The organism is Erwinia sp. AC075 (assembly GCF_979253995.1).
In genome coordinates this window covers 4,990,745-5,016,628 of sequence record NZ_CEEDEU010000001.1, presented here as the reverse complement: position 1 = coordinate 5,016,628, position 25,884 = coordinate 4,990,745, and the positions used below count along the sequence as shown (strand labels likewise).

24 protein-coding genes are annotated in these 25,884 nt (G+C 58.5%); 8 read left to right on the top strand and 16 right to left on the bottom strand.

The window, feature by feature from the left end; genetic code table 11:
- Positions 1-33 precede the first annotated feature (33 nt).
- Both tam and AC0IXH_RS23255 read right to left on the bottom strand, forming a co-directional pair.
- Entirely contained in the window at positions 34-807 is a 774-nt protein-coding gene (gene tam, locus AC0IXH_RS23260; protein ID WP_013203500.1) for a trans-aconitate 2-methyltransferase, read from the bottom strand.
- A 25-nt stretch (positions 808-832) separates the two neighbouring features.
- On the bottom strand, positions 833-1,966 hold the full coding sequence (locus tag AC0IXH_RS23255) for a trans-sulfuration enzyme family protein (protein ID WP_013203501.1): 1,134 nt from the start codon (positions 1,964-1,966) through the stop codon (positions 833-835).
- A gap of 97 nt (positions 1,967-2,063) precedes the next feature.
- Here AC0IXH_RS23255 and AC0IXH_RS23250 point away from each other — a divergent pair, with 97 nt between their 5' ends.
- Genes AC0IXH_RS23250 through AC0IXH_RS23225 form a run of 6 tightly spaced genes read left to right on the top strand, consistent with a single transcriptional unit; the run spans position 2,064 to position 7,024 of the window.
- Complete coding sequence (locus AC0IXH_RS23250) at positions 2,064-3,254, top strand: M20 metallopeptidase family protein (protein ID WP_013203502.1); 1,191 nt, start codon at positions 2,064-2,066, stop codon at positions 3,252-3,254.
- A 29-nt stretch (positions 3,255-3,283) separates the two neighbouring features.
- Positions 3,284-4,132 (top strand): transporter substrate-binding domain-containing protein, encoded by an 849-nt coding sequence (locus AC0IXH_RS23245; RefSeq protein ID WP_134822609.1) that lies wholly within the window; start codon positions 3,284-3,286, stop codon positions 4,130-4,132.
- Between the two features lie 15 nt (positions 4,133-4,147).
- A complete protein-coding gene (locus AC0IXH_RS23240; RefSeq protein WP_013203504.1) occupies positions 4,148-4,867 on the top strand; it encodes an ABC transporter permease in 720 nt (239 codons plus the stop codon).
- Positions 4,868-4,877: 10 nt separating this feature from the next.
- The gene (locus AC0IXH_RS23235) at positions 4,878-5,564 is read left to right on the top strand and encodes an ABC transporter permease (protein ID WP_013203505.1); all 687 of its coding nucleotides are present in this window, start codon (positions 4,878-4,880) and stop codon (positions 5,562-5,564) included.
- On the top strand, positions 5,561-6,337 hold the full coding sequence (locus AC0IXH_RS23230) for an ABC transporter ATP-binding protein (protein ID WP_105760034.1): 777 nt from the start codon (positions 5,561-5,563) through the stop codon (positions 6,335-6,337). The genes AC0IXH_RS23235 and AC0IXH_RS23230 overlap by 4 nt, the downstream gene beginning before the upstream one ends.
- A gap of 9 nt (positions 6,338-6,346) precedes the next feature.
- A complete protein-coding gene (locus AC0IXH_RS23225) occupies positions 6,347-7,024 on the top strand; it encodes a GntR family transcriptional regulator (RefSeq protein WP_346595673.1) in 678 nt (225 codons plus the stop codon).
- A 3-nt stretch (positions 7,025-7,027) separates the two neighbouring features.
- On the opposite strand, the gene mltB is transcribed toward AC0IXH_RS23225, so the two are convergent.
- From mltB to AC0IXH_RS23185, 8 genes are all read right to left on the bottom strand, one after another.
- Positions 7,028-8,095 carry a lytic murein transglycosylase B gene (gene mltB / locus AC0IXH_RS23220; RefSeq protein ID WP_346567031.1) on the bottom strand — a complete coding sequence of 356 codons (1,068 nt, stop codon included), beginning with the start codon at positions 8,093-8,095 and terminating at the stop codon, positions 7,028-7,030.
- Positions 8,096-8,230: 135 nt separating this feature from the next.
- Positions 8,231-9,463, bottom strand: coding sequence for an L-fucose:H+ symporter permease (fucP, locus tag AC0IXH_RS23215; protein ID WP_053143899.1), 1,233 nt, complete (start codon positions 9,461-9,463; stop codon positions 8,231-8,233).
- An 86-nt stretch (positions 9,464-9,549) separates the two neighbouring features.
- A complete protein-coding gene (locus tag AC0IXH_RS23210; RefSeq protein WP_105760038.1) occupies positions 9,550-9,900 on the bottom strand; it encodes an L-rhamnose mutarotase in 351 nt (116 codons plus the stop codon).
- Positions 9,897-10,673 (bottom strand): L-fucose dehydrogenase, encoded by a 777-nt coding sequence (locus AC0IXH_RS23205; RefSeq protein WP_471721088.1) that lies wholly within the window; start codon positions 10,671-10,673, stop codon positions 9,897-9,899. Before AC0IXH_RS23205 ends, AC0IXH_RS23210 begins: the two co-directional genes overlap by 4 nt.
- Positions 10,670-11,518: an amidohydrolase family protein gene (locus AC0IXH_RS23200; protein ID WP_471721087.1), complete on the bottom strand. Its 849-nt coding sequence runs from the start codon at positions 11,516-11,518 to the stop codon at positions 10,670-10,672. The genes AC0IXH_RS23205 and AC0IXH_RS23200 overlap by 4 nt, the downstream gene beginning before the upstream one ends.
- Positions 11,518-12,807 carry an L-fuconate dehydratase gene (locus AC0IXH_RS23195; protein ID WP_471721086.1) on the bottom strand — a complete coding sequence of 430 codons (1,290 nt, stop codon included), beginning with the start codon at positions 12,805-12,807 and terminating at the stop codon, positions 11,518-11,520. The genes AC0IXH_RS23200 and AC0IXH_RS23195 overlap by 1 nt, the downstream gene beginning before the upstream one ends.
- Before the next feature lie 24 nt (positions 12,808-12,831).
- Positions 12,832-13,674, bottom strand: coding sequence for a fumarylacetoacetate hydrolase family protein (locus tag AC0IXH_RS23190; protein WP_471721085.1), 843 nt, complete (start codon positions 13,672-13,674; stop codon positions 12,832-12,834).
- Positions 13,675-13,703: 29 nt separating this feature from the next.
- Positions 13,704-14,444 (bottom strand): SDR family oxidoreductase, encoded by a 741-nt coding sequence (locus AC0IXH_RS23185; RefSeq protein WP_151036718.1) that lies wholly within the window; start codon positions 14,442-14,444, stop codon positions 13,704-13,706.
- Positions 14,445-14,658: 214 nt separating this feature from the next.
- Here AC0IXH_RS23185 and AC0IXH_RS23180 point away from each other — a divergent pair, with 214 nt between their 5' ends.
- Entirely contained in the window at positions 14,659-15,411 is a 753-nt protein-coding gene (locus tag AC0IXH_RS23180; protein ID WP_471721084.1) for a FadR/GntR family transcriptional regulator, read from the top strand.
- A 51-nt stretch (positions 15,412-15,462) separates the two neighbouring features.
- Here AC0IXH_RS23180 and narI read toward each other — a convergent pair whose 3' ends face one another.
- The 5 genes from narI to AC0IXH_RS23155 form a co-directional block, all read right to left on the bottom strand.
- Positions 15,463-16,140: a respiratory nitrate reductase subunit gamma gene (gene narI, locus AC0IXH_RS23175; protein WP_013203517.1), complete on the bottom strand. Its 678-nt coding sequence runs from the start codon at positions 16,138-16,140 to the stop codon at positions 15,463-15,465.
- Positions 16,141-16,142: 2 nt separating this feature from the next.
- Entirely contained in the window at positions 16,143-16,865 is a 723-nt protein-coding gene (gene narJ, locus AC0IXH_RS23170) for a nitrate reductase molybdenum cofactor assembly chaperone (protein WP_346599224.1), read from the bottom strand.
- Complete coding sequence (gene narH, locus AC0IXH_RS23165) at positions 16,862-18,406, bottom strand: nitrate reductase subunit beta (RefSeq protein WP_013203519.1); 1,545 nt, start codon at positions 18,404-18,406, stop codon at positions 16,862-16,864. Before narH ends, narJ begins: the two co-directional genes overlap by 4 nt.
- A complete protein-coding gene (locus AC0IXH_RS23160; protein ID WP_471721083.1) occupies positions 18,403-22,164 on the bottom strand; it encodes a nitrate reductase subunit alpha in 3,762 nt (1,253 codons plus the stop codon). Before AC0IXH_RS23160 ends, narH begins: the two co-directional genes overlap by 4 nt.
- Positions 22,165-22,470: 306 nt before the next feature.
- Positions 22,471-23,865, bottom strand: a complete 1,395-nt coding sequence (locus AC0IXH_RS23155; protein WP_471721082.1) for a NarK family nitrate/nitrite MFS transporter — start codon at positions 23,863-23,865, stop codon at positions 22,471-22,473.
- A 323-nt stretch (positions 23,866-24,188) separates the two neighbouring features.
- On the opposite strand from AC0IXH_RS23155, the gene narL reads away from it, so the two are divergent.
- On the top strand, positions 24,189-24,836 hold the full coding sequence (gene narL / locus AC0IXH_RS23150) for a two-component system response regulator NarL (RefSeq protein WP_471721081.1): 648 nt from the start codon (positions 24,189-24,191) through the stop codon (positions 24,834-24,836).
- Positions 24,837-24,865: 29 nt separating this feature from the next.
- Here narL and AC0IXH_RS23145 read toward each other — a convergent pair whose 3' ends face one another.
- A complete protein-coding gene (locus AC0IXH_RS23145; RefSeq protein ID WP_197535583.1) occupies positions 24,866-25,813 on the bottom strand; it encodes a LysR family transcriptional regulator in 948 nt (315 codons plus the stop codon).
- Between the last annotated feature and the right edge of the window lie 71 nt (positions 25,814-25,884).

Sequence of the window (25,884 nt, the reverse complement as noted above, 5' to 3'; positions counted from 1 at the left end):
ATTTGCGCGCCGTCTTCCAGTAAAAACGCAGGCTCACCCTTTTCGGGCCACCATAAACAGCCGAGGGAAAGGCATCAGCACATTGCCATCCTGACGGACCGAATAAGCACCGGCCAGCTCACGCAAATATTCCGCGAGGAAAGCCTCTTGATCCGGTTCACTCAGTGGGGTCAGAAACGGCCGCAAGCCGGTCGCCTTCAGCCAGTCCACCATCGCCTGATGCGACGGCATCACATGGTAATAAGTGGTGCGCCAGATATCGACCTTGCAGCCCGCCGCACTCAGCAAATCGTAATACGCTTCGGTGCTGAGCAGTTTCTTGCGGTCGGCGGCACCCGGGCCAATTTTCTCTGCCCACCGTCGGTCTTCCGCTACTTTGCGCATCAGGCTGTGCGTCGGCTGGTCGAGGTTATCAGGCATCTGGATTGCCAGCACGCCACCGGAAGCCAGCTGCGCCACCAAATGGGGGAATAACTGCTGATGATCGGTCAGCCACTGCAAAGAAGCGTTGGCGTAAATCACCTCCTGCGGCACGTCAGCCTGCCAGTGACGGATATCGGTCTGCACGAAATGGCAATCAGGCAGTCGTTTCAGCGCCTGCTCCAGCATCGCCTGCGAGCTGTCCAGCCCCGTCACGCGGGCTTCTGGCCAGGCCTGACAGAGCAGCTCGGTACTGTTGCCCGGTCCGCACCCCAGATCGGTGGCACGGCTGACATGTCGGAGGGGAATGCGGGAGAGTAATTCGGTGGCAGGACGCGTCCGTTCAGCTTCGAACTGACGGTAAAGATCGGGATTCCAGTCTTTCATGTGTTCCTCATTATAACGGTCAACCCTACGCATTAACTGTAGCATCTAACGCCTGGGCAAGATCGGCAAGCAGATCCGCGCAGTCTTCAATGCCCACCGACAGGCGCAGCAGATCGTCAGGACAACGAGATCCTTCGCCTTCCGTACTGCGACGGTGTTCAATCAGGCTTTCTGTCGACCCTAATGATGTTGAATGACGGAAGACGCGGGTGCGACGACAAAACGCGGCCGCGGCTTTTGCACCGGCGCTGAGCTGGAAAGAGAGCATTGCGCCAAAGCCGCCAGAGAACTGGGCCTCAGCGCGGGCAAAATGGGGATTCTGTTCCAGCCCGGGATAGTGCACCCCGGAGACGCCAGGCTGCTGTGCCAGCCAGCGCGCAATCTTCAACGCATTCTCAGAGGCCCTTTCCACCCGAAGCGCCAGCGTGCGCATGCCGCGTAACAGCAGCCAGGCTTCCATTGCCGGCAACACCGAACCGGATGCGGTGCGGTAAGCGATAATCTCCTGCCACCACGCGTCCGGCCTGGCGGTCACCAGCGCGCCAGCCGTTAAATCGCCGTGGCCATTCAGGTATTTGGTCGCCGAATGCAGCACCACGTCCGCCCCCAGCGTCAGCGCGTTGAGCCATAACGGCGTGGCCACGGTGGCATCCACCACCAGCCTCGCCCCCACCCGATGAGCCACCTTCGCCAGCGCCGCGATATCGGCAATTTTCCATAAGGGATTGGTGGGCAGCTCGGCCCAGATCAAATTCGTATGACCCTGACGCGTTGCCTGCCCGACCGCTTCCAGGTTACAAAGGTCCACCAGCGTTAAGGCGATCCCCTGCCGCTGGCAGTAGCGGCTGATGATGGTACGAAACTCGTAATAGCAATCCGCTTCGAGGATCACGCCGTCACCCGGTGTAAGGGTAGAAAGCACGGCCCAGGCTGCAGACGCCCCGGCGTTGAAGAAGGCACAACCCTGACCGTTTTCGAGGGTATTGAGTAGCGATTCAGCCAGTAATACCGACGAATTTCCGCTACGGGCATAGCCCAGTGCGCCTTCACTGCCATCGATAACCGAGGTAACGCTGCTCTGAACAGGCGGCACAAGCCCACCGCTTTGCGGGCAGGTGTAATGGCCGAGTCCAGCCAGCAAGGTGGCATTTTTACGCATAGCGGCTTGTTTCCTGTTGATTTTTTGGCCATTATCGATTGTCGACAATCAATTGTCTATCTTTTGACCAGCGATTTTTCCCACTGTGAGGTTATGAATGAACGCATCTCAGCCTGAGGGCCTTGATGAAAAAATTGCCGGAATGGTGAAAGGGTTGGCGCCCCACCTGATTGCGCTGCGCCGCGATATTCATGCGCATCCGGAGCTGGGTTTTGATACCCATCGTACGGCAGACGTGATCGCCCAGGAGCTGCAGAAATTAGGCTTTGAGCCGCAGACCGGCGTGGGAAAAACCGGCGTCATGCTGGATATTCACGGTGCAGAGTCAGGCCCAAGTCTGTTGCTGCGTGCCGATATGGATGCCCTGCCTATCGAAGAGAAAACCGGATTGCCGTTTGCCAGCGTCTGGCCGGGCAAAATGCACGCCTGCGGTCATGACCTGCACACGGCAACCCTGCTGGGCGTGGCGGCCACGCTGAAAGAGCTGCAGCCGTTGCTGAAAGGGTCGGTGCGCCTGATCTTCCAGCCGGCGGAAGAAACCACCGAAAGCGGTGCCGCGGCGATGATTGCCGACGGAGCCGCCGATGGCCAGGACATGGCGATCACCTTCCATAACCGCCCGGAACTGGCGGTAGGTAATATTATGCTGACCCGTGGCGCCAGTACCGCGTCCTGCGATGAGTTCGACGTGCAGGTGATCGGCATCTCCGGTCACGCCGCCCGTCCTCATGCCGCTGCGGACCCGATTGTTGCCACCGCGTATTTGATTACCCAACTGCAGACCATCATCTCCCGCGAGATGGATCCAGCCCAGTCAGCGGTATTGACCGTGGGGCACATTGAAGGCGGCGCCATCCACAATATTATTCCGGATTCCTGCCTGTTTCGGGGCACGGTTCGGGCGCGCTCGGCCGCCTCACGCGATCATGTTGAAGCCGCCTTCCGCCGCGTGTGTGCCGGTGTGGCGCTGTCGATGAACGTCCAGGTGGAGATCAACTATCAGCGTGGCGTTCCGCCACTGCTCAATGACGACCGGATGGTCGACCTCGCCGAGCAAAGCATCACCCGCCAGTTTAAGCAGCAGCCTGAAGTGCAGCAAGGCAGAAGCTTCGGCGCGGAAGACTTCTCCTACTTTTCCGACCGGGTTCCGGCCTGTCAGATCCATATTGGGTCGGCTCAGCCTGGCCGTAACGACCATGTTCATAACTCAGACTATCAGCCAGACGAAGGCTGCATCAGCGTCGGTGCCATCGCGCTGACGCGTTTAACGCTGGATATTCTCTCTTAATCCGTTTTTCACTTTCTCAGGGGTAGCACATGATTCTGACACGCAAACGTTTCCTTACCGGTGCCATTGCCGCATTGGGCCTGCTGGTTCTGCCACAGTTACAGGCGAGAGACCTCTCGTCGCTGACCTTCGCCACCGAAGGCGCCTTCCCTCCGTACAACCAGACCACGCCATCGGGTGAAATTGTCGGCTTCGAACCCGACATGATCAAAGAGATCGCTAAGCGCGCGGGCTTTAACTACAAAATCGTCGCCCAGAGCTGGGGCGGCATGATCCCAGGCCTGCTGGACGGTAAATATGATGCGATCGTCGATGCGGTGTCGATCACCCCTAAGCGTCAGGAAACCATTAACTTCACCAGCCCGTACATCAACGGCGGCTCGGGCTTTGTCACCACCAAAGACAGCAGCATCCCCAACCTGCCCGGCACCGGCACCCGCATTTCACTGACCGATGATGCCGCCAGCAAACCGGCCATCGACAGCATCGCTAAGCTGGTGAAAGGCAAAACGATTGGCGTGCAGGTTGCCACCATTCAGGCTGACTTCCTGAAAAAATACTTTGGTGATATCGCCACGATCCGCACCTATCCTGGCGGCAAAGATACCTTCTTCGACCTCGATGCCGGCCGCGTGGATATGGTGATGGCGGCGGTTCCTAACCTGACGGCCTACGTGAAGCGTTCAAACGGCAATGGCGCACTGACCGGATACACCTTCCAGAATGGCGTACTGGGATCGGGTTCGGCGATCGGCATGCGTAAAGACGACACGGAACTGCAGGCGAAACTGAACACCGCTATCGATTCAATGGTGAAAGACGGCACGATGAAGGCGCTGATCGTCAAATGGTTTGGCATGGATTTATCGCCACAATAATGACCGGAGTTCCTGATGGGTATTGACTGGCAACTTCTGAGTTTTGGCCCCGACGGATGGGGCCCCGTGCTGCTGAAAGCCGCTGGCGTGACGGTATCCGTGTCGCTCTGCGCTTTTTTGCTGGGATCGGTGATTGGCAGCCTGGTGGCCTGGGCGAAGATTGGCGGCAACCGCTGGATGCGGCGACTGGCGGAAGGCTATACCGTGGTGTTACGCGGTATTCCTGACCTGATCGTCATCTATATCTTCTACTTTGGCGGTCGTCAGGTGCTGGCCTTCTTTGGTCACGCACTGGGCATGCAGGGGCCGTTTGATATCAGCGGCTTTGTCGCGGGCGCGCTGGCGATCGGGCTGATTTCGGGTGCCGGACAGGCTGAAGTGTTCCGTGGCTCTTATCACAGCATCCCCAAAGGCACGCTGGAAGCCGCCACGGTGGTCGGCATGGGAAAATGGCTGATGTTCCGGCGGGTGATCGTCCCGCAGGCGCTGACCACCGCCATCCCCGGACTGGGCAATCAGTGGCAGTCGGCAATTAAAGAGTCGGCGCTGGTGTCGGTGACCGGCCTGGTCGAAACCATGAATCAGGTGCAGGTGGCTTCCGGCTCGACGCAGATGCCCTTCTTCTTCTTTGCCGTTGGCGCAGTGATTTATTTGCTGATCACCACCGTCTCTGAGTTTGTGATCCGTCAGGCTGAGAAATGGTCTTTGCGCGGTCAGAATTACCACCAGCTTTAAGGGCACGGGCATGGACATCACCTTTATACAAGAGACCTTTCTGAAGCTGTTAGCCGGCCTGCCGCTGACCTTAAACCTGGCGGTGCTGTCGCTGTTGGGTGGCGGTTTGCTGGCGCTGACTCTCAACTTACTGCGCGCCACGCGTGCGGGCAGTTATGTCGCACGCAGCTACGTTTTTCTGTTCCGCGGCACGCCGTTGCTGATTCAGATTTTTATGATCTATTACGGCCTGGGCAACATCAGCGCCATTCGCCACAGCTTTCTCTGGCCGTTCCTGCGCGATCCTTACTGGTGCGGGCTGCTGGCCCTGATCCTCAATGACGCGGCCTACACCTCTGAAATTCTCAGAGGCGGCATTCGCGCCGTGCCGGCCGGGGCTATTGAAGCCGCGAGGGTGTGCGGCATGTCCAAATTCACCATCCTCAAGCGGATCACGCTACCGATTGCCGTCCGTCAGGCCTTACCGGCCTACAGTAATGAAGTGATTTCGATGGCCAAGTCGACGTCGCTGGTCAGCACCATCAGCCTGATGGACGTCACCGGGATTGCCAACGCCGAGGTCTCATCCACCTACCGGGCGCTGGAAGTGTTTATCAGTGCGGCGGTGATTTACCTCGCCATCTCGCTGATCGTCACCAAGGGTCTCTCCCTGTTTGAGAAATATCTTTCACCCGATAAGTTCGGAGCCAGAGCATGAGCACACCCACGCTGACACTGCGTAATATAAAGAAGAGTTTTGACCAGCATGAAGTGCTGCATGATGTCAGCCTGACCGCCAACGACGGCGATGTGATTTCGCTGATTGGCGCCAGCGGCTCGGGCAAAAGTACCCTGCTGCGCTGCATTCCTTTTCTGGAAGTGCCCCAGGGCGGCGAAATTCAGGTCGCCAACGAAAAAATCACCCTGACCGGTAGCGACGGCACGCTGACCAACGCGCAACAAACCGCGGTGCGCAATATCCGTCAGCAGCTCGGTTTTGTTTTCCAGAGCTTTAATCTGTGGCCGCACCGCACCGTGCTGCAAAACATCATTGAAGCGCCGGTGCATGTGCAAAAGCGCAATAAAAAAGAGTGCATCGAAGAAGCGGAAGCCCTGCTGGAAAAGGTCGGGCTGTCGGCGAAGAGGGATGCCTGGCCTGCTCACCTTTCTGGCGGTCAGCAACAGCGTATTGCCATTGCCCGCGCGCTGGCGCAGCACCCGAAAGCGATCCTGTTCGATGAGCCGACGTCAGCCCTCGATCCCGAGCTGGTCGGTGACGTATTAAAAGTGATCCGCGACCTGGCTGAAGAAGGCCGCACCATGATTATCGTCACCCACGAAATGGGCTTTGCCCGTGAAGTGTCGAATAAGGCGATCTTTCTTCATCAGGGTCGGGTTGAAGAAGAAGGCCCGCCAGAGCAGGTCTTTTCCAACCCGAACTCCGACCGCTGCCGGGCCTTTGTCAGCAGCCATTTCCAGCGCAACTTTTAAGGTTTCGTCATGGATAAACAGGATCCCATCGTACGCAAGAGTTTGCAGGATAACGCCATCGACTGGCTTCGACGGGAGATTGTCCATGGCCGCTTGCAGCCCGGCGAAGTGCTGACCGAGATTGCGCTGGCGCAGCAGATGGGCGTGGGTCGCGGCACCGTTCGCTCGGCGCTGTTTGCGCTGGAAGCGCAGGAACTGGTGGTGCGTTCGCCTTATCTCAGCTGCCATGTGGCGCCGTTAAACGCCGAAATCATCTGGGAAATCTACACGCTGCGGGAAGCGCTGGAATGTCTGGCGGCCAGAATTTACGTCAGCCGCCGCACGCCGCTAAGCCGTCAGAAACTGAACCAGGCTTTTGACGGCCTGGCAAAGGCGGAGAAGGGTGATATGGACAGCCGCGTCGAGGCCGATCTTCGCTACCATCGCACGCTGGTGGACGCGACGGGTCACGGGCATCTCAACCGCAGGCACAAGCAGTTACAGGATAAAATGGAGTGGCTGTATCGCTGGTCAGAAGGCCACTGGCCGCAGCGTGAGCCGCTGGTCAGTGGGCATCAGGCACTGCATGATGCGCTGATTACCGGCGATGAGGATCGGGCTGAAGCGATGACCCGCCAGCATATCCGCTCCTCGCTGGAAGAAGACCTGCAGGGGTTTGCAGGTCTTTCCTCAGACACGCAGCGCTAAGGTTTAGCGCGCGTCCTTCACCGCCAGACCCAGTTGCCACACCGCCATCGCATAGTGATTGCTGTGGTTATAGCGGGTGATGGCATAGAAGTTTGGCAAGCCAAACCAGTATTGGTAGCTGGTACCCATATCAAAGCGCAACAGGCTGACCTGCTGATTGCCGTCCAGCTTCAGCTGCGGACGGAAGCCGCCAGCGGCCAGCGACGAGACGGAATAACGGGTTTTGAAGCCGGTTTCCCAGGTGGTGTCGGGACCGGTCGCTGGCACGGCCACGGTGCCATTTTTCACCCAGCCATGGGCGTTAAAGTAGTGCGCCACGCTGCCGATGGCATCCACCGGATCCCACAGGTTGATGTGCCCATCGCCATTGAAATCGACGGCATAGCTTTTAAAGGAGGACGGCATAAACTGGCCGTAGCCCATCGCACCGGCGTAAGAGCCGCGCAGATCCAGCGGGTCATCACCCTCTTCCCTGGCCATCAGCAGGAAGGTTTCCAGCTCCGCGCTAAAGAAGTCGGCCCGACGCGGATAGTTAAACGCCAGCGTTGAGAGCGCATCGATAATGCGGGTTTTGCCCATCACGCGGCCCCAGCGGGTTTCGACGCCAATAATGCCGACGATAATTTCCGGCGGCACGCCGTAGGTTTGATAAGCACGCTGCAACGCATCCTGATACTGGTTCCAGAACATCACGCCGTTTTGCACGTTGGACGGGGTAATAAACTTGGCCCGGTAGCGGATCCACGCGCCGTTTGGCCCGGTCGGTCCCTGCGAAATCGGCGCCTGGCGATCCATCAGGCGGATAACCCAGTTCAGGTTATTGGCCTGCGCCAGCACATCATGCAGCTGCTGACGCTGGAAACCGTGTTCGCGCACCATTTTATCGATAAAGCGCTCGGTGGCCGGATTGTTGGCAAAATCGCCCATCAGTGGCGTGGTGTTGTGCGCGGGGTCCAGCTTGAAGCCGCCGCCAAAGGGGTTGCCCTGCGGTTCAACGTTCTGTGGTGGTTTATGGCTACTACAGGCGGTCAGTAACAGCAGTGCAGGAAGAAGTGTGGCCAGAGAACGCATTGAATATCCATAAGTGCGATGCGAAAGAGTAACGCCATGGTAAAGCATTGGCTGGCGAGAAGAAAAGCAGATGTTATGTAAAGAAAGGGCAGCCAGCGGCTGCCCGGAGAGAGCGGAATATTCAGAGAAGACCCGTCAGGCTTTCGCCCGCTGGCGCACGGCATATACCAGCACTACGGCAAAGCACAGCAGAGGCAGGCTGTAGGCGGTTGCGGTGCTGTAGCGGTCCGCCATCGCGCCCATCAGATACGGCATAATCGCGCCACCGACAATCGCCATAATCATCAGCGAACTGGCGCGTTTAGTCTGTTTGCCCATGTTTTTCACCCCCATCGCGAACAGCGTCGGGAACATGATCGACATAAAGAAGAACACCGCCACCAGCGCAATCACCGACAGCGTTTCAATCCCCGACACCACGATGGCGCACAGCACAATGTTGATGGCGGCATACGCCACCAGCAGCGTCGCCGGACGAACGCGTCCCATCAGCCAGGTGCTGAAGAAGCGGCCAATCATAAAGCTGACCATCCCCACCGACAGCAGGTAAGAGGCGTTCTGGTTAGAGAGGTTCGCCCAGTGCTCGGTAACGTAGTTAATAAAGAAGGCACCGACGCCCACCTGCGCGGCGACATAAAAGAACTGAGCAATCACCCCGCCGGTAAAGTGGCCATGCTGCCACAGGCTTTTTTCATCGCCGCTGCTCTGCTCTTCTTCCTGCGCGCGAATGTCCGGCAGACGGGTGCGGCCAAAGACAAAGGCAATCACCAGCACTAACGCCGCAATCGCCACGTAGGTGGTTTTCACTGACGCCAGGCCATCGGTGGTGGTGCCCTGCGTGGCAGAGAAGAACAGCGAGCCGCCGATCACCGGGCCGACAAACTGCCCCAGGCCATTAAACGATTGTGACAGATTCAGGCGACGTTCCGCGCCAGCCGGATCGCCCAGCACCGTGGCGTAAGGGTTGGCCGCCGTTTCCAGACAGCCTAACCCCAGCGCGATGACAAACAGCGCCAGCAGGAACATCTCAAAACTGCCGGCTGAAGCGGCAGGAACAAACAGCAGCGCACCCAGCGCATACAGGCACAGCCCCACCAGCACACCGGCCTTGTAACCGAAGCGATCCATAAAGAATCCCGCCGGTAACGCCACCACAAAGTACGCGCCGAAGTAGGCCGCCTGCAACAGGCCCGACTGGGCTTTGTTAACGTGCAACACCTCCTGGAAATGCTTATTCAGCACGTCGAGCAAGCCGTAGGAGAGTCCCCACATAAAAAACAGGACGGTGACCATAATAAAGGCCAGCCGATAGCTGGTTGCCGCTTGTCGCTCGCGATAAGCCGGCGCAGTCGTTTTATTGACTAACATGTTTCGTTCCTCGGTAGCTGTGGCCAGTACAGCGAAAAACACCGGCAGTGAAGAGATGAGGGTCAGAAGAGAACCCGTTGATTAACTTAGTTCTGCTCCTGCAGAGAGAAGATCCGTTCCATCGCCACCCATTTTTCTCCGGCGGGCGTCCAGGGCGTTGGCCGCTGATAAGTCCACATCAGCGCCTCCCATTCCCTGACTTTCGCGTCCTGCTCACTAAACTGTGCGAACCGCTCAGCGTCGAAGTCTGGCGTGGTTTCCATCACCATCACCAGCCGGGTGCCCAGCAGATAAATTTCCATATCGGCGATGCCGTAGCGCCGCAGATGTTGTGCAATCTCCGGCCAGATCTGCTGGTGATACTGGCGATATTCCGCAATCAGCTGCGGATCGTCAGCCAGGTCCAGCGCCTGGCAGTAACGTCGGTTCCCGGTCATGTCAGCGCCCTGTCCAGATGGGAATAGCCGCCGTCCACCGTCAGCCATTGCCCGGTGGTGTGCGAGGCACGCGACGACAGCAAAAAGACCACGGTGTCGGCGATTTCCTGCGGCGTGGTCATCCGCTTGCCAAGCGGAATATGGCGGGTAATTTGCTTCAGCTTTTCCTCCGGCTGGTCGAAGCTCTTGATCCAGCGTTCGTACAGCGGCGTCATCACCTCTGCCGGGATAACCGCATTGACGCGGATCCCGTCACTGAGCAATGAGGCGGCCCATTCCCGCGTCAGCGCCAGCACGCCGCCTTTTGCCGAGGCATAGCCGCTGGTGTTTCCCTGTCCGGTCAGCGCGGTCTTCGAGCTGATATTGACGATGGCGCCCTGGCTGGCTCGCAGATGATCCAGACACAAATGCGCCATCAGGTAGTAATGGATCAGGTTCTTTTCCAGCGAGCGCACAAAGGCTTCCCGTCCGGCTTCCAGACCCACGCTGTCATTGACGCCGGCGTTATTCACCAGCCCGTCAATGCGGCCACATTGTTGAGTGACGCGTTCCACCGCCTGAATGCAGCTGGATTCCTCCTGTAATTCCGCCAGCACGAAAAACGCCTCTGGCTGATGCTGGTGTAGCCGTTGCATCAGCTCAGCGGACGGTTCGCTGTTGCTGACAATCACCGGGATCGCCCCTTCTTCGGCCAGCGTCAGCGAGATAGCCGCGCCAATGCCGGAGCCGCCGCCGGTCACGATCACCACTTTTTTTTGCAGATGAAGATTCATACTTCAACGTCCTCTATTCGATAGATTCGGCAGGCATTGCCGCCTGAAATGGCGTCCTGCTCGCTGGCCGATAACGGCACGATGGCGCGCTGAATAAGCTGCCAGGCATCGGCATACTCGCCCGCCAGCAGGCAGACCGGCCAGTCCGATCCGGCCAGCACCCGGTCGCTGCCAAACGCCTCGAGGGCCGCATCGATAAACGGCAGCAGATCGTCAATGCCATAGCCCGCCGGGCGGGGTTCGGTCAGCAGGCCGGACAGTTTGCAGCTGACATGCGGTAACGCTGCCAGCGGGGCGATCTGCCTGGCCCAGCTTTTGGCACCGGCCGCCAGATCCGGTTTGCCCAGGTGATCCAGCACCATCAGATGACCATCGTGACGGGCCGCAAACGCCGTCGCCTCGGCCAGATGCCGGTGTGTGACCAGCAGATCCCAGACGTACTCTTTGCGCTGCAGCTGCTGCATCGCCAACTGTACCGATGGCTGTGCCATCCAACCTGCCGGATTGGCCTCGTCCTGGATCTGATGGCGGAAGCCGCGCAGTACCACACGATGTTCACATTCCGCCAGCTGAGGCGTGAGATCGCCCTGCTGGAGATCGATCCAACCGACCACCGCCTTCACCTCGGGGGAACGTCCGGCCAGATCCAGCAACCCGCGCGTCTCCTGCAGGCTTTGCCGGGCCTGCACCAGCACGCTGCCGTCAATGCCCTGTGCCAACAGTTCAGGCGCCAGCTGCCGTGGCAGGAAATCCTGCTTTAGCCGCGCCATCCCGTCACCGATCCAGCCATACTCCTGCGGCTGGTAGCGCCAGAAGTGCTGGTGCGCATCAATCCGCAGCGTCATCAGGCCGGTTCCAGCGCGCGAAAGCGGTATTGTTCAATCGAGGCCGGGAACATTTCGATCGAGAATCCGGGATGTTCTGGCGGCATATAGGCAGCCCCTTTGATCACACAGGGATGAACAAAGTGCTCGTGCAGATGATCGACAAACTCAATCACCCGGCCTTCGTGGGTGCCGGCAATGCACAGATAGTCGATCATCGACAGATGCTGGACGTATTCGCACAGCCCGACGCCGCCGGCATGCGGACACACCGGCAGATCGTATTTCGCCGCCATCAGCATCACCGCGAGGATCTCGTTGACGCCACCCATCCGGCAGGCATCGATCTGCACCACATCGATCGCCCCGCGCATGATGAACTGTTTGAACATAATGCGGTTCTGGCACATTTCGCCGGTGGCCACTTTGACCGGCGCGATACCTTCCCGGATGCGGCGATGGCCTTCGATGTCGTCCGGGCTGGTCGGCTCTTCGATAAACCACGGATTGGCAAACGCCAGCTTGTTCACCCAGGGAATGGCTTCATTGGTTTCCCACACCTGGTTCGCGTCGATCATCAGTTTGCGATCCGGGCCGATCACTTCGCGGGCGATGGTCACCCGGCGAATGTCATCTTCCAGATCACGCCCGACCTTCAGCTTCAGGTAATCAAAGCCGGCATCCACCGCTTCCTGACACAAGCGTCGCAGCTTGTCATCGGGATAGCCCAGCCAGCCGGCTGACGTGGTGTAGCAGGGATAGCCGTCAGCCAGCAGCGTTTGCAGCCGCTGATCTTTGTTGTCCGCCCGCTGACGCAGTAGCACCAGCGCTTCCTCCGGCGTGATGCAGTCGGTGATGTAACGGAAATCCACACAGCGCACCAGCTCTTCCGGTGACATCTCGGCCACCAGCCGCCACAGCGGTTTGCCTTCGGCCTTACTCCACAAATCCCACACCGCGTTGATCACCGCGCCGGTAGCCAGGTGGATCGCGCCTTTGTCCGGGCCAATCCAGCGCAGCTGGCTGTCGCTGGTAAAGGATCGCCAGAACGCGCCCATATCTGCGGCGATGGTGGCCAGATCGCGCCCGACCACCAGATGCTGCAGCGCATGGATTGCGGCGCAGCAAATTTCATTTCCCCGGCCAATGGTAAAGGTCAGCCCGTGGCCGCTCAGTGACGGGGTGTCGGTCTCTAAAATCACGTACGCGGCGGAATAGTCCGGGTCCGGGTTCATCGCGTCCGATCCATCCAGTGACAACGAGGTCGGGAAGCGGATATCTTCAACGCGCAGGGCAGTAATCGTGGTCATAAATGCGTCCTTTACTGAACCGGCCTAAGCCTGAATGGTTGTCTGGCGCTGTTCACCCAGCCCCTCAATACCGAGGCGGATCTGCTGGCCGGCACGCAGGTAGACCGGCGGTTTCTGCCCCATTCCCACTCCCGGCGGCGTACCGGTAGAAATCACATCGCCCGGATGCAGGCTCATAAAGCGGCTCAGGTAGCTGATGATTTCCGGCACCTTAAAAATCATGGTGTTGGTATTGCCGTTCTGATAGCGCTTGCCGTCCACTTCCAGCCACATGCTGAGCTGATTGGCATCGGGGATTTCATCGGTGGTCACCAGCCAGGGTCCTAGCGGACCGAAGGTATCGCAGCCTTTGCCTTTGTCCCAGGTGCCGCCACGCTCAATCTGGAATTCACGTTCGGAAACGTCGTTAATCACGCAGTAGCCTGCAACGTGGGACAGTGCATCGGCTTCGCTGATGTAGCGACCGCCTTTGCCAATCACCACGCCCAGCTCCACTTCCCAGTCGGTTTTTACCGAGTCGCGCGGGATCTCAATCGCATCGTTCGGACCGACAATGGCGCTGGTCCATTTGCTGAAGATCACCGGCTCGTTGGGGATTTCCGCCCCGGTTTCCGCCGCATGGTCGGCGTAGTTAAGGCCGATGCAGATAAATTTGCCGACATTGCCAACGCAGGCGCCGATGCGCGGCGTGCCAGCCACTTTCGGCAGCGCGTCGACATTCAGCTGACGCAGCTTGTCCAGTGAAGCGGGCGACAAGGCGCTGCCGGCCAGATCGTCAATCACCTCGGAGAGATCGCGCAGGTTGCCCTGGGCATCAACCAGTGCCGGACGCTCTGCGCCTGGCTGACCGTAACGTAATAATTTCATCCTTCCTCCTGTCAAAAATAGGGCGGCGATCAGTTACTCCAGCCGCCATCAATAATGTGGATCGCGCCGGTGGTGTAGGCGCTGGCATCCGAGGCCAGATACAGCGCCAGCTGGGCGATCTCTTCGGTTTTGCCAATGCGCCCTATCGGCTGGCGCGAGACAAACGCCTGATAAACGTCGGCTTCGCTGCGCCCTTCGGCTTTAGCCTGTTCAGCAATGCGCTGCCGCAGCGACGGCGATTCCACCGTGCCCGGACAAATGGCATTACAGCGAATACCGCGCCCGACATAATCCGCCGCCACCGACCGCGTCAGGCCAATCACCGCCGCTTTCGAGGCGCTGTAAGCAAAACGGTTTGGCACGCCCTTCACGCTGGACGCGACGGAAGACATATTGATAATCGAGCCCTTTTGCTGCGCCAGCATGCCGGGCAAAAACGCCCGCACGGTGTGGAACATGGCGGTGACGTTCAGGTCGAGGGCAAACTGCCACTGCTGTTCCGTGCAGCTGAGGATATCGCCGCTGTGCACCACGCCTGCGCAGTTAAACAGCACATCGATGCTGCCAAGTTCTTCCGCCAGCGCGTGAATGGCCTGCGCATCGGTCACGTCCAGCACCCTGCCGGTGACGCCGGGCAGTTCCTGCAGGCGGGCAATATTGATATCGGTGGCGATCACCTCCGCGCCCGAATCGGCAAACAGTTGCGCGGTATTAAAGCCAATTCCCTGCCCTGCGGCGGTGATCAGCACTTTCTTACCCTGAAGATCCATAACGGTTCCCGCTGATTAAAGGACTAATGGTCAGGCCATTAACGGTGAAAAAAAACGTTTTAAGCGGTGCCCTTTTGCTATGATTCAGGGCATATTCAGCCGTAAAACGCGCTATTTATTTAACCAATTTTTCACATGTTAAAAACATTCCAGCAAGCCGTATTTCTGCAAAATGCTGGCTGAATCGCTTAACTGAAAAACTGCCTGGTGAGCCATGCCGATAAAAAAATTAGAAAATCTAAGAATTTACCGCCAGATTGCCGATCAGCTGAAACAGCTTATTGCCAGCGGTGAATTTCCGCCTGGCAGCAAGCTTCCCGCCGAGCGCGATCTTGCCAGTCAGCTGCAGGTCAGCCGCGCGTCGGTGCGGGAAGCGTTAATCGCGTTAGAAGTGATTGGCCTGGTGGATGTGCGCGTCGGCAACGGAGTGATTGTTTGCCATCCCGGCACCGTCGCGTCGGAAGAGCCGGTGATGATGCAGGCTGGCCGCGATCAGTGGGCCGATGTGGATGATGAACTGGATATCCAGCTGGATTTCAGCGCCGAACTGCCGCCGTTTTCGCTGCTGCAAACCCGCCGGTTGATTGAACCCGAAACCGCCGCGCTGGCCGCACGCCATGCGTCAGAAGACGAACTTGCGTTGATTGAGCAGGCTTATGAGCAGAACTGCCGCGATAACCGGCAAGGGTCGGCGACGCATCCCGGCGATCGGCTGTTTCATATCCGCATTGCGCAGGCCAGCGGCAATCCGGCCTATGCCTTTATCATCGCCCATCTGTTAGGACACCGTTACGGCAGCATGTTCCGCAGCCTGCAACAGCATTACACCCCGCAGGATATGCCGCATCGCTCTGAAACCGAACATCTGGCGATCCTGCAAGCCCTGCGCGCGCGCGATCCGCGTGCAGCGAAAAAAGCGATGAAGGATCATCTGGATGCGGTGATTGAAATTTTCGGTCGGGGATAAAAAAGGCCAGGGGATTAGCCCTGGCCTTGCAATACTCCGCTCGCTAAAAAGTTAACGGCGGTTACGCACAATCTGATAGCGGCGGGTGAGATACTCGACCGGCGCGCTCCAGATATGCACCAGGCGGCAGAACGGGAACAGCAGGAACAGCGTCATCCCCAGCACCATATGCAGGCGGAAAATCACCGCCACGCCCTCAAGATGCTGAGAAGCCCCGCCGTGGAAGGTAACCACCGCCTGCGCCCAGGCCACCAGCTTCATCATCTCGCTGCCGTCCATATGCTGGGCCGAGAACGGGATGGTCAGTAATCCCAGACAAACCTGCACCACCAGCAACGTCAGGATCAGGATATCGCCCACGCTGCTGGTGGCCCGCACGCGGGGATTGGTCAGACGACGCTTCAGCAACAGCCCGCCGCCCACCAGCGTTAACAGCCCGCAAATGCCGCCGGCGATCATCGCCAGCTTCTGCTTAACGTCAATCGGCAGGAACGCTTGGTACATCCAGTGCGGCGTTAACATGCCGACAATATGGCCAAAGAAGATGCCCATAATGCCGATATGGAACAGGTTCGAGGCCAGACGCATGCCTTTTTTATCCAGCATCTGGCTGGAGCCTGCACGCCAGCTGTACTGGCCATAATCGTAGCGTAACCAGCTGCCGATCAGGAAAACCGCGCCGGCAATATAGGGATAGATGTCGAAAAAGAACTGCGATAAATAGTGCATGATTAGTGTCCTGAGGAACGTGGCGTGGCCTGCGCCACGTCCAGATACTGAGGCTTGACCGCGCCAGCAAAGCGACGCTGATGCGTGGCCTGTTGCGCAGAGGCGCAGCCCTGCTCGCCGAGGAACTTCACCTGCTCCTCTTCCCACACCGCATCCAGCGCGGCTGGCGTATCATCGCGGGCTTCGCTTGCCACCTGGCTTTGCAGGGCGTCGGCCTGCACACCGCTGCCGGACAGCGACAGCAGCGCGTCAAATAACCGCGCATACGGGCTTTCGCGCTGCTGAAGACGTGCCGCCAGCAGCGCCAGAATCGGCGCGATATCCTGTAATCCGCCGCGTGCCCGCTGCACTGAGCCGTTGCCCAGATACTCCAGGTACAGCGGCAGGAAGTCCGGCAGCTCTTTGCAATCCAGCTCCAGACCGTCGGCACGATACTGATCCAGCAGATCGACCATCGCCTGACCACGATCGCGGGATTCGCCGTGCACATGTTCGAACAGCAGTAGCGAAGTAGCGCGGCCACGATCGAACAGCTCGCAGTACTCCGCCTGCACGTCCAGCAGCGGACGGGCGCAGAAGTCGTGGATAAACTGCACCAGCGGCGCACGGCTATCCGCATCCAGCTCAGCCGCGCTTTGCAGCGCGTCCACCAGCTCGGCAGCGTGATCGAACAGCGCCTGTTCCGGGTAATCCATCAGTCGGCCAATAACACGTAAGCTGATCATGACCGATCCTCCTGCGGTGGCGTTTTGCGGCCCACATCTATCGCATCAATGCGGCGGCTGTTAAACAAATTGAACTTGCTGTCGCTGCCGTGGCAACCGTCGCCAAAGCTAAAGCCACAGCCTTTGCTTTCCGGGAAGGCTTCACGCGCCAGCTCACGGTGGCTGGAGGGCACCACGAAACGGTCTTCGTAGTTGGCGATCGCCAGGTAACGGTACATCTCTTGCGCCTGCGCTTCCGTCAGCCCAACCTGCTCCAGCGCGCGGGTATCCACTTCGCCGTCGACGGTTTCGGCGCGCTTGTAATGACGCATCGCCAGCATCCGCTTCAGCGCCAGCAACACCGGCGCGGTATCCCCCGCCGTCAGCAGGTTCGCCAGGTACTGCACCGGAATACGCAGGCTTTCCACATCCGGCAGCACGCCGCTGTGGCCAAGTTCACCGGCATCAGCAACCGACTGGATCGGCGATAAGGGCGGCACATACCAGACCATCGGTAAGGTGCGGTATTCCGGGTGCAGCGGCAGCGCCAGCTTCCAGTCCATCGCCATTTTCCACACCGGCGACCGTTGCGCGGCCTCAATCACACTGTTTGGGATGCCGTCTGCCAGCGCCTGTTCAATCACCGCCGGATCGTTCGGGTCGAGGAAAATATCCAGCTGACGCTGGTAGAGATCCTGCTCGTTCTCCGCTGAGGCCGCCTGTTCGATGCGATCGGCGTCATACAGCAGCACGCCGAGATAACGAATGCGGCCGACGCAGGTTTCTGAACAGACGGTGGGCTGACCCGCTTCAATGCGCGGATAGCAGAAGATGCACTTCTCCGACTTGCCGCTTTTCCAGTTGAAGTAGATTTTTTTGTACGGGCAGCCGGTCAGGCACATCCGCCAGCCGCGGCATTTGTCCTGATCGATCAGCACGATGCCGTCTTCGCCGCGCTTATAAATGGCGCCGCTGGGACAGGTCGCCACGCAGGCCGGATTCAGGCAGTGTTCACACAGGCGCGGCAGATACATCATGAAGGTGTTTTCAAACTGGCCGTACATCGCTTTCTGGATGTTATTAAAGTTCTGATCGGCGGAGCGTTTCGAGAATTCGCCGCCGAGGATCTCTTCCCAGTTCGGGCCGTTTTCGATCTTCTTCATCCGCTTGCCGGTGATCAGCGAGCGCGGACGGGCTATCGGCTGATGCTTGCCCGCTGGCGCGGTATGCAAATTCTGATAGTCATAATCAAACGGCTCGTAATAGTCATCCAGCTCCGGCACGTGCGGGTTGGCGAAGATTTTCGACAGCAGCCCGACGCGGCTGCCCATGCGTGGCTCCAGCCTGCCGTTGATTTTACGGATCCAGCCGCCCTTCCACTTCTCCTGATCTTCCCAGGCATGGGGATAGCCCACGCCCGGCTTGCTCTCGACGTTGTTGAACCAGGCATATTCCATGCCTTCACGGCTGGTCCAGACGTTTTTACAGGTCACCGAACAGGTGTGGCATCCGATGCATTTGTCGAGGTTCAGCACCATGCCGACTTGCGAACGAATTTTCATGGCTGTTTCTCCTGCTGGCTGCCCTGGCAATCGTCGGTGCCCTCACCGTCTAACCAGTTAACGTGATTCATTTTTCTCACCACCACGAACTCGTCACGGTTCGAGCCGACGGTGCCGTAATAGTTGAAGCCGTAGGACTGCTGCGCGTAGCCGCCAATCATATGGGTCGGCTTCGGACAGGTCCGCGTGACCGAGTTATGAATGCCTCCGCGCTGGCTGGTGATTTCCGAACCGGGAATATTCACGATGCGCTCCTGGGCGTGGTACATCATGGTCATCCCAGCCGGAATACGCTGGCTGACCACCGCGCGGGCCGTCAGCGCGCCGTTGGCGTTAAAGGCTTCAATCCAGTCGTTATCCTCAATGCCCAGCTCGCGGGCATCGTCCTCACTCATCCACACAATCGGCCCGCCGCGCGACAGCGTCAGCATCAACAGGTTGTCGCTGTAGGTGGAGTGAATGCCCCATTTCTGGTGCGGCGTCAGGAAGTTCAGCGCCTTCTCCGGATTGCCGTTAGGCTTCTGGTTGAGGAACGGCTTCGCGGCACGGGTATCGATTGGCGGACGGTACACCAGCAGGCTTTCGCCGAAGGCACGCATCCACTCATGATCCTGATACAGCTGCTGACGGCCGCTCAGCGTGCGCCAGGGGATCAGCTCATGAACGTTGGTGTAGCAGGCGTTATACGACACATGCTCATCTTCCAGGCCTGACCAGGTCGGGCTGGAGATAATTTTGCGTGGCTGCGCCTGAATATCGCGGAAGCGGATCTTCTCGTCTTCTTTATTCAGCGCCAGATGCGTGTGGTCGCGGCCGGTGATTTTGCTCAGCGCCTGCCAGGCCTTGACGGCCACCTGGCCGTTGGTTTCCGGTGCCAGCGAGAGGATCACTTCCGCTGCATCAATCGCGCTGTCGATATTTGGCCGACCGGCGGCAGGGCCGTCCGCCTTGACGTAGTTAAGCTGCTTCAGGAAGTCGACTTCGGTCTGGGTATTCCAGCTGATGCCTTTGCCGCCGTTGCCCAGCTTATCGAGCAGCGGCCCCAGCGAGGTGAAACGCTCCCAGGTGGCCGGGTAGTCACGTTCTACCGCAATGATGTGCGGCGCGGTTTTGCCTGGGATCAGCGCGCACTGGCCTTTTTTCCAGTCCTTCACCTCAAACGGCTGCGCCAGTTCGGCCGGGGAATCATGCTGCACCGGCAGCGTGACCACATCGGTTTCCACCCCAAGATGGCCGACACACAGCTCTGAGAAGGTTTTGGCGATGCCTTTGTAGATTTCCCAGTCGCTTTTCGACTCCCAGGCCGGATCGACCGCCGCCGACAGCGGATGAATAAACGGATGCATATCCGAGGTATTCATGTCGTCTTTTTCATACCATGTGGCGGTCGGCAACACGATATCGGAATAAAGGCAGGTGCTGGACATGCGGAAATCCAGGGTCACCACCAGGTCGAGCTTGCCTTCACCACCGTTATCCTGCCATTCCACCTCTTCCGGCATCACGCCGCCCTGACGGCCGAGGTCTTTCCCCTGAATGCCGTTTTCGGTGCCGAGTAAATATTTCAGCATGTACTCATGCCCTTTGCCGGAGGAGCCCAGCAGGTTGGAACGCCAGACGAACAGGTTCCTTGGGAAGTTTTGCGGACTGTCCGGCTGTTCCGCCGCAAAGCGCAACGTGCCCTGCTTCAGGCTGTCGACGGTGTAATCCACCGGCGACATGCCGGCTGCGTCGGCCTTAGCGGCAATGTGCAGCGGATTCACGTTGAGCTGCGGCGCGGACGGCAGCCAGCCCATGCGTTCGGAGCGCACGTTGAAGTCAATCAGGCTGCCGCTGTAACGGCTTTTATCCGCCAGCGGCGACAGCAGCTCTTCGGTGGTGACCGACTCGTAGCGCCACTGGCTGGAGTGGTTATAGAAGAACGAGGTGCTGTTCATATGGCGAGGCGGACGTTGCCAGTCCAGCGCAAAGGCCAGCGGCGTCCAGCCGGTCTGCGGCCGCAGTTTTTCCTGGCCCACGTAGTGCGCCCAGCCGCCACCGCTTTGTCCGACGCAGCCGCAGAACACCAGCATATTGATCAGGCCACGGTAGTTCATGTCCATGTGATACCAGTGGTTCATCCCGGCACCGACGATGATCATCGAGCGGCCACGGGTTTTCTCTGCGTTTTCGGCAAACTCACGGGCAATACGGATGATGTTCTGGCGCGACACGCCGGTGATCTGCTCTGCCCATGCCGGGCTGTAGGCTTTGACCTCATCGTAATTCTGCGCGCAGTTGGCATCGCCCAACCCGCGTTCCAGGCCGTAGTTGGCCAGGGTCAAATCGTAGACGCTGGTTACCAGCGCTTCACTGCCGTCGGCCAGGGTCAGGCGCTTGACCGGCAGCTTGTGCAACAGGATCTCTTCCAGCGCGACGCTGTTGAAGTTCTCGCTGGTGATGCCCCCAAAGTACGGGAAGCCGACCTCAACCACCTCGTCATGCTTACCGAGCAGGCTGAGCTGCAGTTCAACCTCCTGCTGGCCTTTGCCTTCGCGCGATTCCAGATTCCATTTGCCCTGCTCACCCCAGCGGAAACCAATCGACCCCTGCGGGGCCACCAGCTCGCCATCCGCTTCATTGATGGCAATGGTTTTCCACTCGGGGTTGTTTTGCTGGCCCAGACCATCGACCAGATCGCTGGCACGCAGCTGACGTCCGGCGGCATAGAATCCGCCTTCACGCGGCTCAAGCAGCACCAGCATCGGCATATCGCTATAGCGGCGAACGTAATCGCGGAAATAGCCCACTTCACGATCGAGGTGGAACTCTTTCAGCATCACGTGGCCCATAGCCAGCGCCATCGCGCTATCGGTGCCCTGTTTCGGGTTCAGCCACTGGTCACAGAGCTTGGCCACTTCGGCATAATCCGGCGTGATCGCGACGGTTTTGGTGCCCTTATAGCGAACTTCGGTGAAGAAGTGCGCATCCGGCGTGCGGGTCTGAGGCACGTTTGAGCCCCAGGCAATGATGTAGGACGAGTTATACCAGTCAGCCGATTCCGGCACGTCGGTCTGCTCACCCCAGGTCATTGGCGACGCGGGCGGCAGGTCGCAATACCAGTCGTAGAAGCTCAGGCACACGCCGCCAATCAGCGACAAATAACGGGCGCCAGCGGCATAAGAGACCATCGACATCGCCGGGATCGGCGAGAAGCCAACGATGCGATCCGGGCCGAAGGTTTTCGCGGTATAGACGTTCGAGGCGGCAATCAGCTCGTTCACTTCCTGCCAGCTGGAGCGAACAAAACCGCCGCGTCCACGGGCAATCTTATAGCTTTTGGCTTTTTCCGCATCGCTGATGATGGAACCCCAGGCCTCGACCGGATCGCTGTGCTGCAGCTTCGCTTCACGCCAAAGGGCGATCAGCTTTTTGCGCATTAACGGGTATTTCAGGCGATTGGCGCTGTAAAGATACCAGGAGTAACTGGCACCACGCGGGCAGCCGCGCGGTTCGTGGTTTGGCAAATCCGGGCGGGTGCGCGGATAGTCGGTCTGCTGAGTTTCCCAGGTGACCAGGCCATTTTTGACGTAAATCTTCCAGCTACAGGAACCGGTGCAGTTCACGCCGTGGGTCGAGCGGACGATTTTATCGTGCTGCCAGCGGCTGCGATAGCCGTCTTCCCAGTCACGGTTGGCGTTGAGGGTCTGGCCATGTTTGCCAGAAAAAGGTTCGGCTAGCTGTTTGAAATAGCGGAACCGGTCAAGAAACTTGCTCATCCGGAATTCTCCTGAAGGCCTGATATTGTTAGGTGTGGAGCGACGACATTGCTTAATCTGCGGGCAGAGTACTGTTGCCCCCGAAGGGGCAGATTGATGGCGATCAACAGAAACAGAGGCTAAACCCGAGGGTTTTAGTCGGAATACCACTAAAGGAGGAGGCGGTGAAAAGCGCGTATTTGTCTGAAATTGTTCCATAAAAATACGCTTCGCATCCCCTTTCCGCTGCCCGTTACGCCTGCCCGGCGCAGAGGGAGTAGTGGCTTGCGGTCCGCCTCGACATTGCCGAAACGGACCGAATAACCGCTAGCCGACTTTCTTACGGCCGTAGACCGCCCAGGTGATCACCACGCAGAGCAGGTAGAAACCGAGGAAGACTTTCATTGCGCCGGCGGGGGATCCGCTCATCGCCAGTGACATGCCAAACATCTGCGGGATAAAGAAGCCGCCTGCGGCACCAATGGCGGAGATAAAGCCCAGCGCTGCGGAGGTTTCGGTTACCGCTTCATGCTGCGCCAGTTCGTCGCTGCCGCCCTGCGCTTTCACCCGCTCAAGGGTATTTTTGCGGAAAATAACCGCGATCATCTGGAAGGTTGACCCGCTGCCCAGACCGGCATTGATAAACAGCACCATAAACACGCTGTAGAAGGCGATAAACGATCCCGGATGGTCGCCCGCAGGCAGCGTCATAAACAGCAGTCCGCTGAAGACGGTCATCACCACAAAATTGATCAGCGTGACGCGCACGCCACCGAATTTATCGGACAGCATGCCGCCGACGGAGCGGGCCAACGCGCCAAGGAACGGGCCAAAGAAGGCGTACTTGAGGATCACGATGTCCGGGAACTGGGTTTTGGAGAGCATGGCAAAGCCCGCCGAGAAGCCAATAAAAGAGCCGAAGGTCGCCAGATACAGCACCGCCATAATCCACAGATGGCCGCGTTTAAGCACCGGCAGCTGCTCACGCAACGAGGATTTCGAGGAGGCCAAATCGTTCATGCCAAACCAGGCCAACAGGGTGCCAATTACCAGGAACGGTACCCACAGCCAGGCGGCGTTTTCCAGCCAGATCACCTCGCCGGTGGCAGCCACCTGCGAACCTCCGCCAAAGAAACTGAAGATGCCGAAGGAGATGGCCAGCGGGGCGAAGAATTGCATCACGCTGACGCCGAGATTGCCCAGGCCGCCATTAATTCCCAGCGCGCTGCCCTGTTTCGCTTTCGGGAAGAAGAAGCTGATATTGCCCATGCTGGAGGCGAAGTTGGCTCCGGCACAGCCGCACAGCAGGGCGATAATCATAAAGGTGGAGAACGAGGTCTGGGTGTCCTGCACCGCAAACCCGAGCCACAGGCAGGGGACCAGCAGGATGCCGGTACTGAACGCCGTCCAGCGGCGGCCACCAAAAATGGGGATCACAAACGAGTAAGGCACACGCAGCAAAGCGCAGGCCACGGACGGGAGTGCGGTCAGCAAAAACAGTTGTTCGGTGGTGAAGTTAAACCCCACCTTGTTCAGATTGACGGTAATGGCGCTGAACAGCATCCAGACGCAGAACGCCAGCAGCAGGCAGAACACCGAAATCCACAGGTTACGGCTGGCGATGCGTTTGCCGTATTGCTGCCAGAATTCGGCATTTTCAGGCTGCCAGTCCTGAATGACCGTTCCGCCTTTGGTTGAGGGAGTAGAAGGTGTAAGCGACATAGTGTTCTCAGTGACAGGAAGATTTAACGCACATCCTGCTGATCGCTCTGCTGATTCAGGTTGATGCAAATCAACCAGACGACAGGTAGTTACTGCGCGTTTTCAGCGCCAGACTCCAAAAGAGGTAGATGAGGGGGATTAATTAACCTGCTGTAAATCCTCAGCTTTAAAACATTACTGCTACGCTATAATCAATTTCTGAACAGATTTGGAAATTTGGTGTTACCCATTAAGTGGTATAGGGATAATCCCCGGGATACGTAGAATAACGCTCAGGCCCGGCCAGTCTGGCCTGTAACAGCACTGACCCAAAGGACACCACCGTGAAAGAAGAAGCCGCCACCATATTACTGATTGACGATCATCCGATGCTGCGCAACGGGGTGAAGCAGCTGATCGCGCTGGACGAGCGGTTGCAGGTGGTTGCCGAAGCGGGCAACGGCACGCTCGGCGTCGAACTGGCGGGGGAACTGGATCCGGACCTGATCCTGCTGGACTTAAATATGCCGGGCATGAACGGGCTGGATACGCTGGTGCAACTGCGCACCATCGAGCTCTCTGGCCGCATCGTGGTGTTCAGCGTGTCGGATCATGAAGATGACGTGGTGAATGCGCTGAAGCGCGGTGCCGATGGCTATCTGCTAAAGGATATGGAGCCGGAACAGTTGCTGAAATCGCTGCATCAGGCCGCCGCCGGGCAAATGGTGCTCAGTGAAACGCTGACCAATGTGCTGGTCGCCAGCCTGCGGGAAAACCGCCCTTCCGACGAGCGGGACATCGAACAGCTCACCCGCCGCGAGCGCGATATCCTCAAGCTGATCAGCCAGGGCATGACCAATAAAGCCATCGCCCGCAAGCTGTCGATCACCGAAAGCACGGTAAAGGTTCACGTTAAGCATCTGCTGAAAAAGATGAAGCTCAAGTCCCGCGTCGAAGCCGCCGTCTGGGCGTTGCAGAGCGGGCATGAGTGAGCAAGCACTGCCGGCGACTGTCAAAACCCTCAGCTTTCCTTCGCCGGATCCTTATCCGGCAAATCGGGCAACGTCTGTAATCCGTTATTCCTGCGAATGATATTAATAAGCTCCCGTAAGGCTGGATGAACATAGCGACGGCTGCTGTAGTACATGTGAAACGGCTCACCCTGACATGCATGGCTCGGCAGCACGTTGATCAGCGACCCGCTGGCAAGCTCAGCATCCACCCGCGACTCCAGCACATAGGCGAGGCCAATCCCGTCGATGGCGGCGGCGATAGTGGTTGAGGTATCTTTCAAGGTGATAGCACCCGGCACACTCATGCTGTAAACACCGTCAGCCCCATCAAACTCCCAGCGGAAACTGGCGTTATTGCCAAGAAGCAGTTGCAGACAGTTATGTTCTGATAATTCAGCCGGGGTGGTTGGCACGCCATGACGCTTCACATACTCCGGCGAGCCGACCACGATCCAACGCTGCGTATCGGTCAAGGCGACGGCAACCATATCCTCGGGCACCAGATGCCCGTATCGCATGCCGGCATCAAAGCCTTCAGAGGTAATATCGACCGGCCTGTCCTCGACAACCACCGTCAGCCTGACGTCTGGCCACTGTTCAGCAAACGCCTTCAGCGCCGGCACGATTAACTGCGCGGCAGCATCGGCAAAAACATTGAGCCGCAATACGCCGAAACGACTGCGGCCAGGCGCGTTGACGGTATCCAGCGCGGACGAAATGACATCAAAACCCTCGGAGAGCTTCTCAGCTACCTCCAGCCCAAGCGCCGTGGGTGAGACCGAGCGACTGGTCCGGTTTAAAAGCCGTGCATCGAGTCGGGTTTCCACCCGGCGTATGGCATGGCTTATGGCGGAAGAAGAGAGGCCAAGTTCGATGGCGGCAAGCTTGAAACTTCGGCAGCGCAGTACCACCAGGAAGGCCTGCAGATCGGCAAAATCAACACGTTCCATTTTCATGATGAATACCATTAACTGATTCAATGAATAGCATGCATCTTTTAGCATGGGATCTCATTGCCCGTAAACGC

Coding starts and splice junctions, on each gene's coding strand:
- AC0IXH_RS23205 (WP_471721088.1), bottom strand. CDS start 10,673: ATGAATCTTCATCTGCAAAAAAAAGTGGTGATCGTGACCGGCGGCGGC.
- AC0IXH_RS23145 (WP_197535583.1), bottom strand. CDS start 25,813: ATGAAAATGGAACGTGTTGATTTTGCCGATCTGCAGGCCTTCCTGGTG.
- AC0IXH_RS23160 (WP_471721083.1), bottom strand. CDS start 22,164: ATGAGCAAGTTTCTTGACCGGTTCCGCTATTTCAAACAGCTAGCCGAA.
- mltB (WP_346567031.1), bottom strand. CDS start 8,095: ATGCGTTCTCTGGCCACACTTCTTCCTGCACTGCTGTTACTGACCGCC.
- tam (WP_013203500.1), bottom strand. CDS start 807: ATGAAAGACTGGAATCCCGATCTTTACCGTCAGTTCGAAGCTGAACGG.
- AC0IXH_RS23235 (WP_013203505.1), top strand. CDS start 4,878: ATGGACATCACCTTTATACAAGAGACCTTTCTGAAGCTGTTAGCCGGC.
- AC0IXH_RS23245 (WP_134822609.1), top strand. CDS start 3,284: ATGATTCTGACACGCAAACGTTTCCTTACCGGTGCCATTGCCGCATTG.
- fucP (WP_053143899.1), bottom strand. CDS start 9,463: ATGTTAGTCAATAAAACGACTGCGCCGGCTTATCGCGAGCGACAAGCG.
- AC0IXH_RS23225 (WP_346595673.1), top strand. CDS start 6,347: ATGGATAAACAGGATCCCATCGTACGCAAGAGTTTGCAGGATAACGCC.
- narH (WP_013203519.1), bottom strand. CDS start 18,406: ATGAAAATTCGTTCGCAAGTCGGCATGGTGCTGAACCTCGACAAATGC.
- narI (WP_013203517.1), bottom strand. CDS start 16,140: ATGCACTATTTATCGCAGTTCTTTTTCGACATCTATCCCTATATTGCC.
- AC0IXH_RS23240 (WP_013203504.1), top strand. CDS start 4,148: ATGGGTATTGACTGGCAACTTCTGAGTTTTGGCCCCGACGGATGGGGC.
- AC0IXH_RS23200 (WP_471721087.1), bottom strand. CDS start 11,518: ATGACGCTGCGGATTGATGCGCACCAGCACTTCTGGCGCTACCAGCCG.
- AC0IXH_RS23255 (WP_013203501.1), bottom strand. CDS start 1,966: ATGCGTAAAAATGCCACCTTGCTGGCTGGACTCGGCCATTACACCTGC.
- AC0IXH_RS23190 (WP_471721085.1), bottom strand. CDS start 13,674: ATGAAATTATTACGTTACGGTCAGCCAGGCGCAGAGCGTCCGGCACTG.
- AC0IXH_RS23230 (WP_105760034.1), top strand. CDS start 5,561: ATGAGCACACCCACGCTGACACTGCGTAATATAAAGAAGAGTTTTGAC.
- narJ (WP_346599224.1), bottom strand. CDS start 16,865: ATGATCAGCTTACGTGTTATTGGCCGACTGATGGATTACCCGGAACAG.
- AC0IXH_RS23250 (WP_013203502.1), top strand. CDS start 2,064: ATGAACGCATCTCAGCCTGAGGGCCTTGATGAAAAAATTGCCGGAATG.
- AC0IXH_RS23185 (WP_151036718.1), bottom strand. CDS start 14,444: ATGGATCTTCAGGGTAAGAAAGTGCTGATCACCGCCGCAGGGCAGGGA.
- AC0IXH_RS23195 (WP_471721086.1), bottom strand. CDS start 12,807: ATGACCACGATTACTGCCCTGCGCGTTGAAGATATCCGCTTCCCGACC.
- AC0IXH_RS23180 (WP_471721084.1), top strand. CDS start 14,659: ATGCCGATAAAAAAATTAGAAAATCTAAGAATTTACCGCCAGATTGCC.
- AC0IXH_RS23210 (WP_105760038.1), bottom strand. CDS start 9,900: ATGACCGGGAACCGACGTTACTGCCAGGCGCTGGACCTGGCTGACGAT.
- AC0IXH_RS23155 (WP_471721082.1), bottom strand. CDS start 23,865: ATGTCGCTTACACCTTCTACTCCCTCAACCAAAGGCGGAACGGTCATT.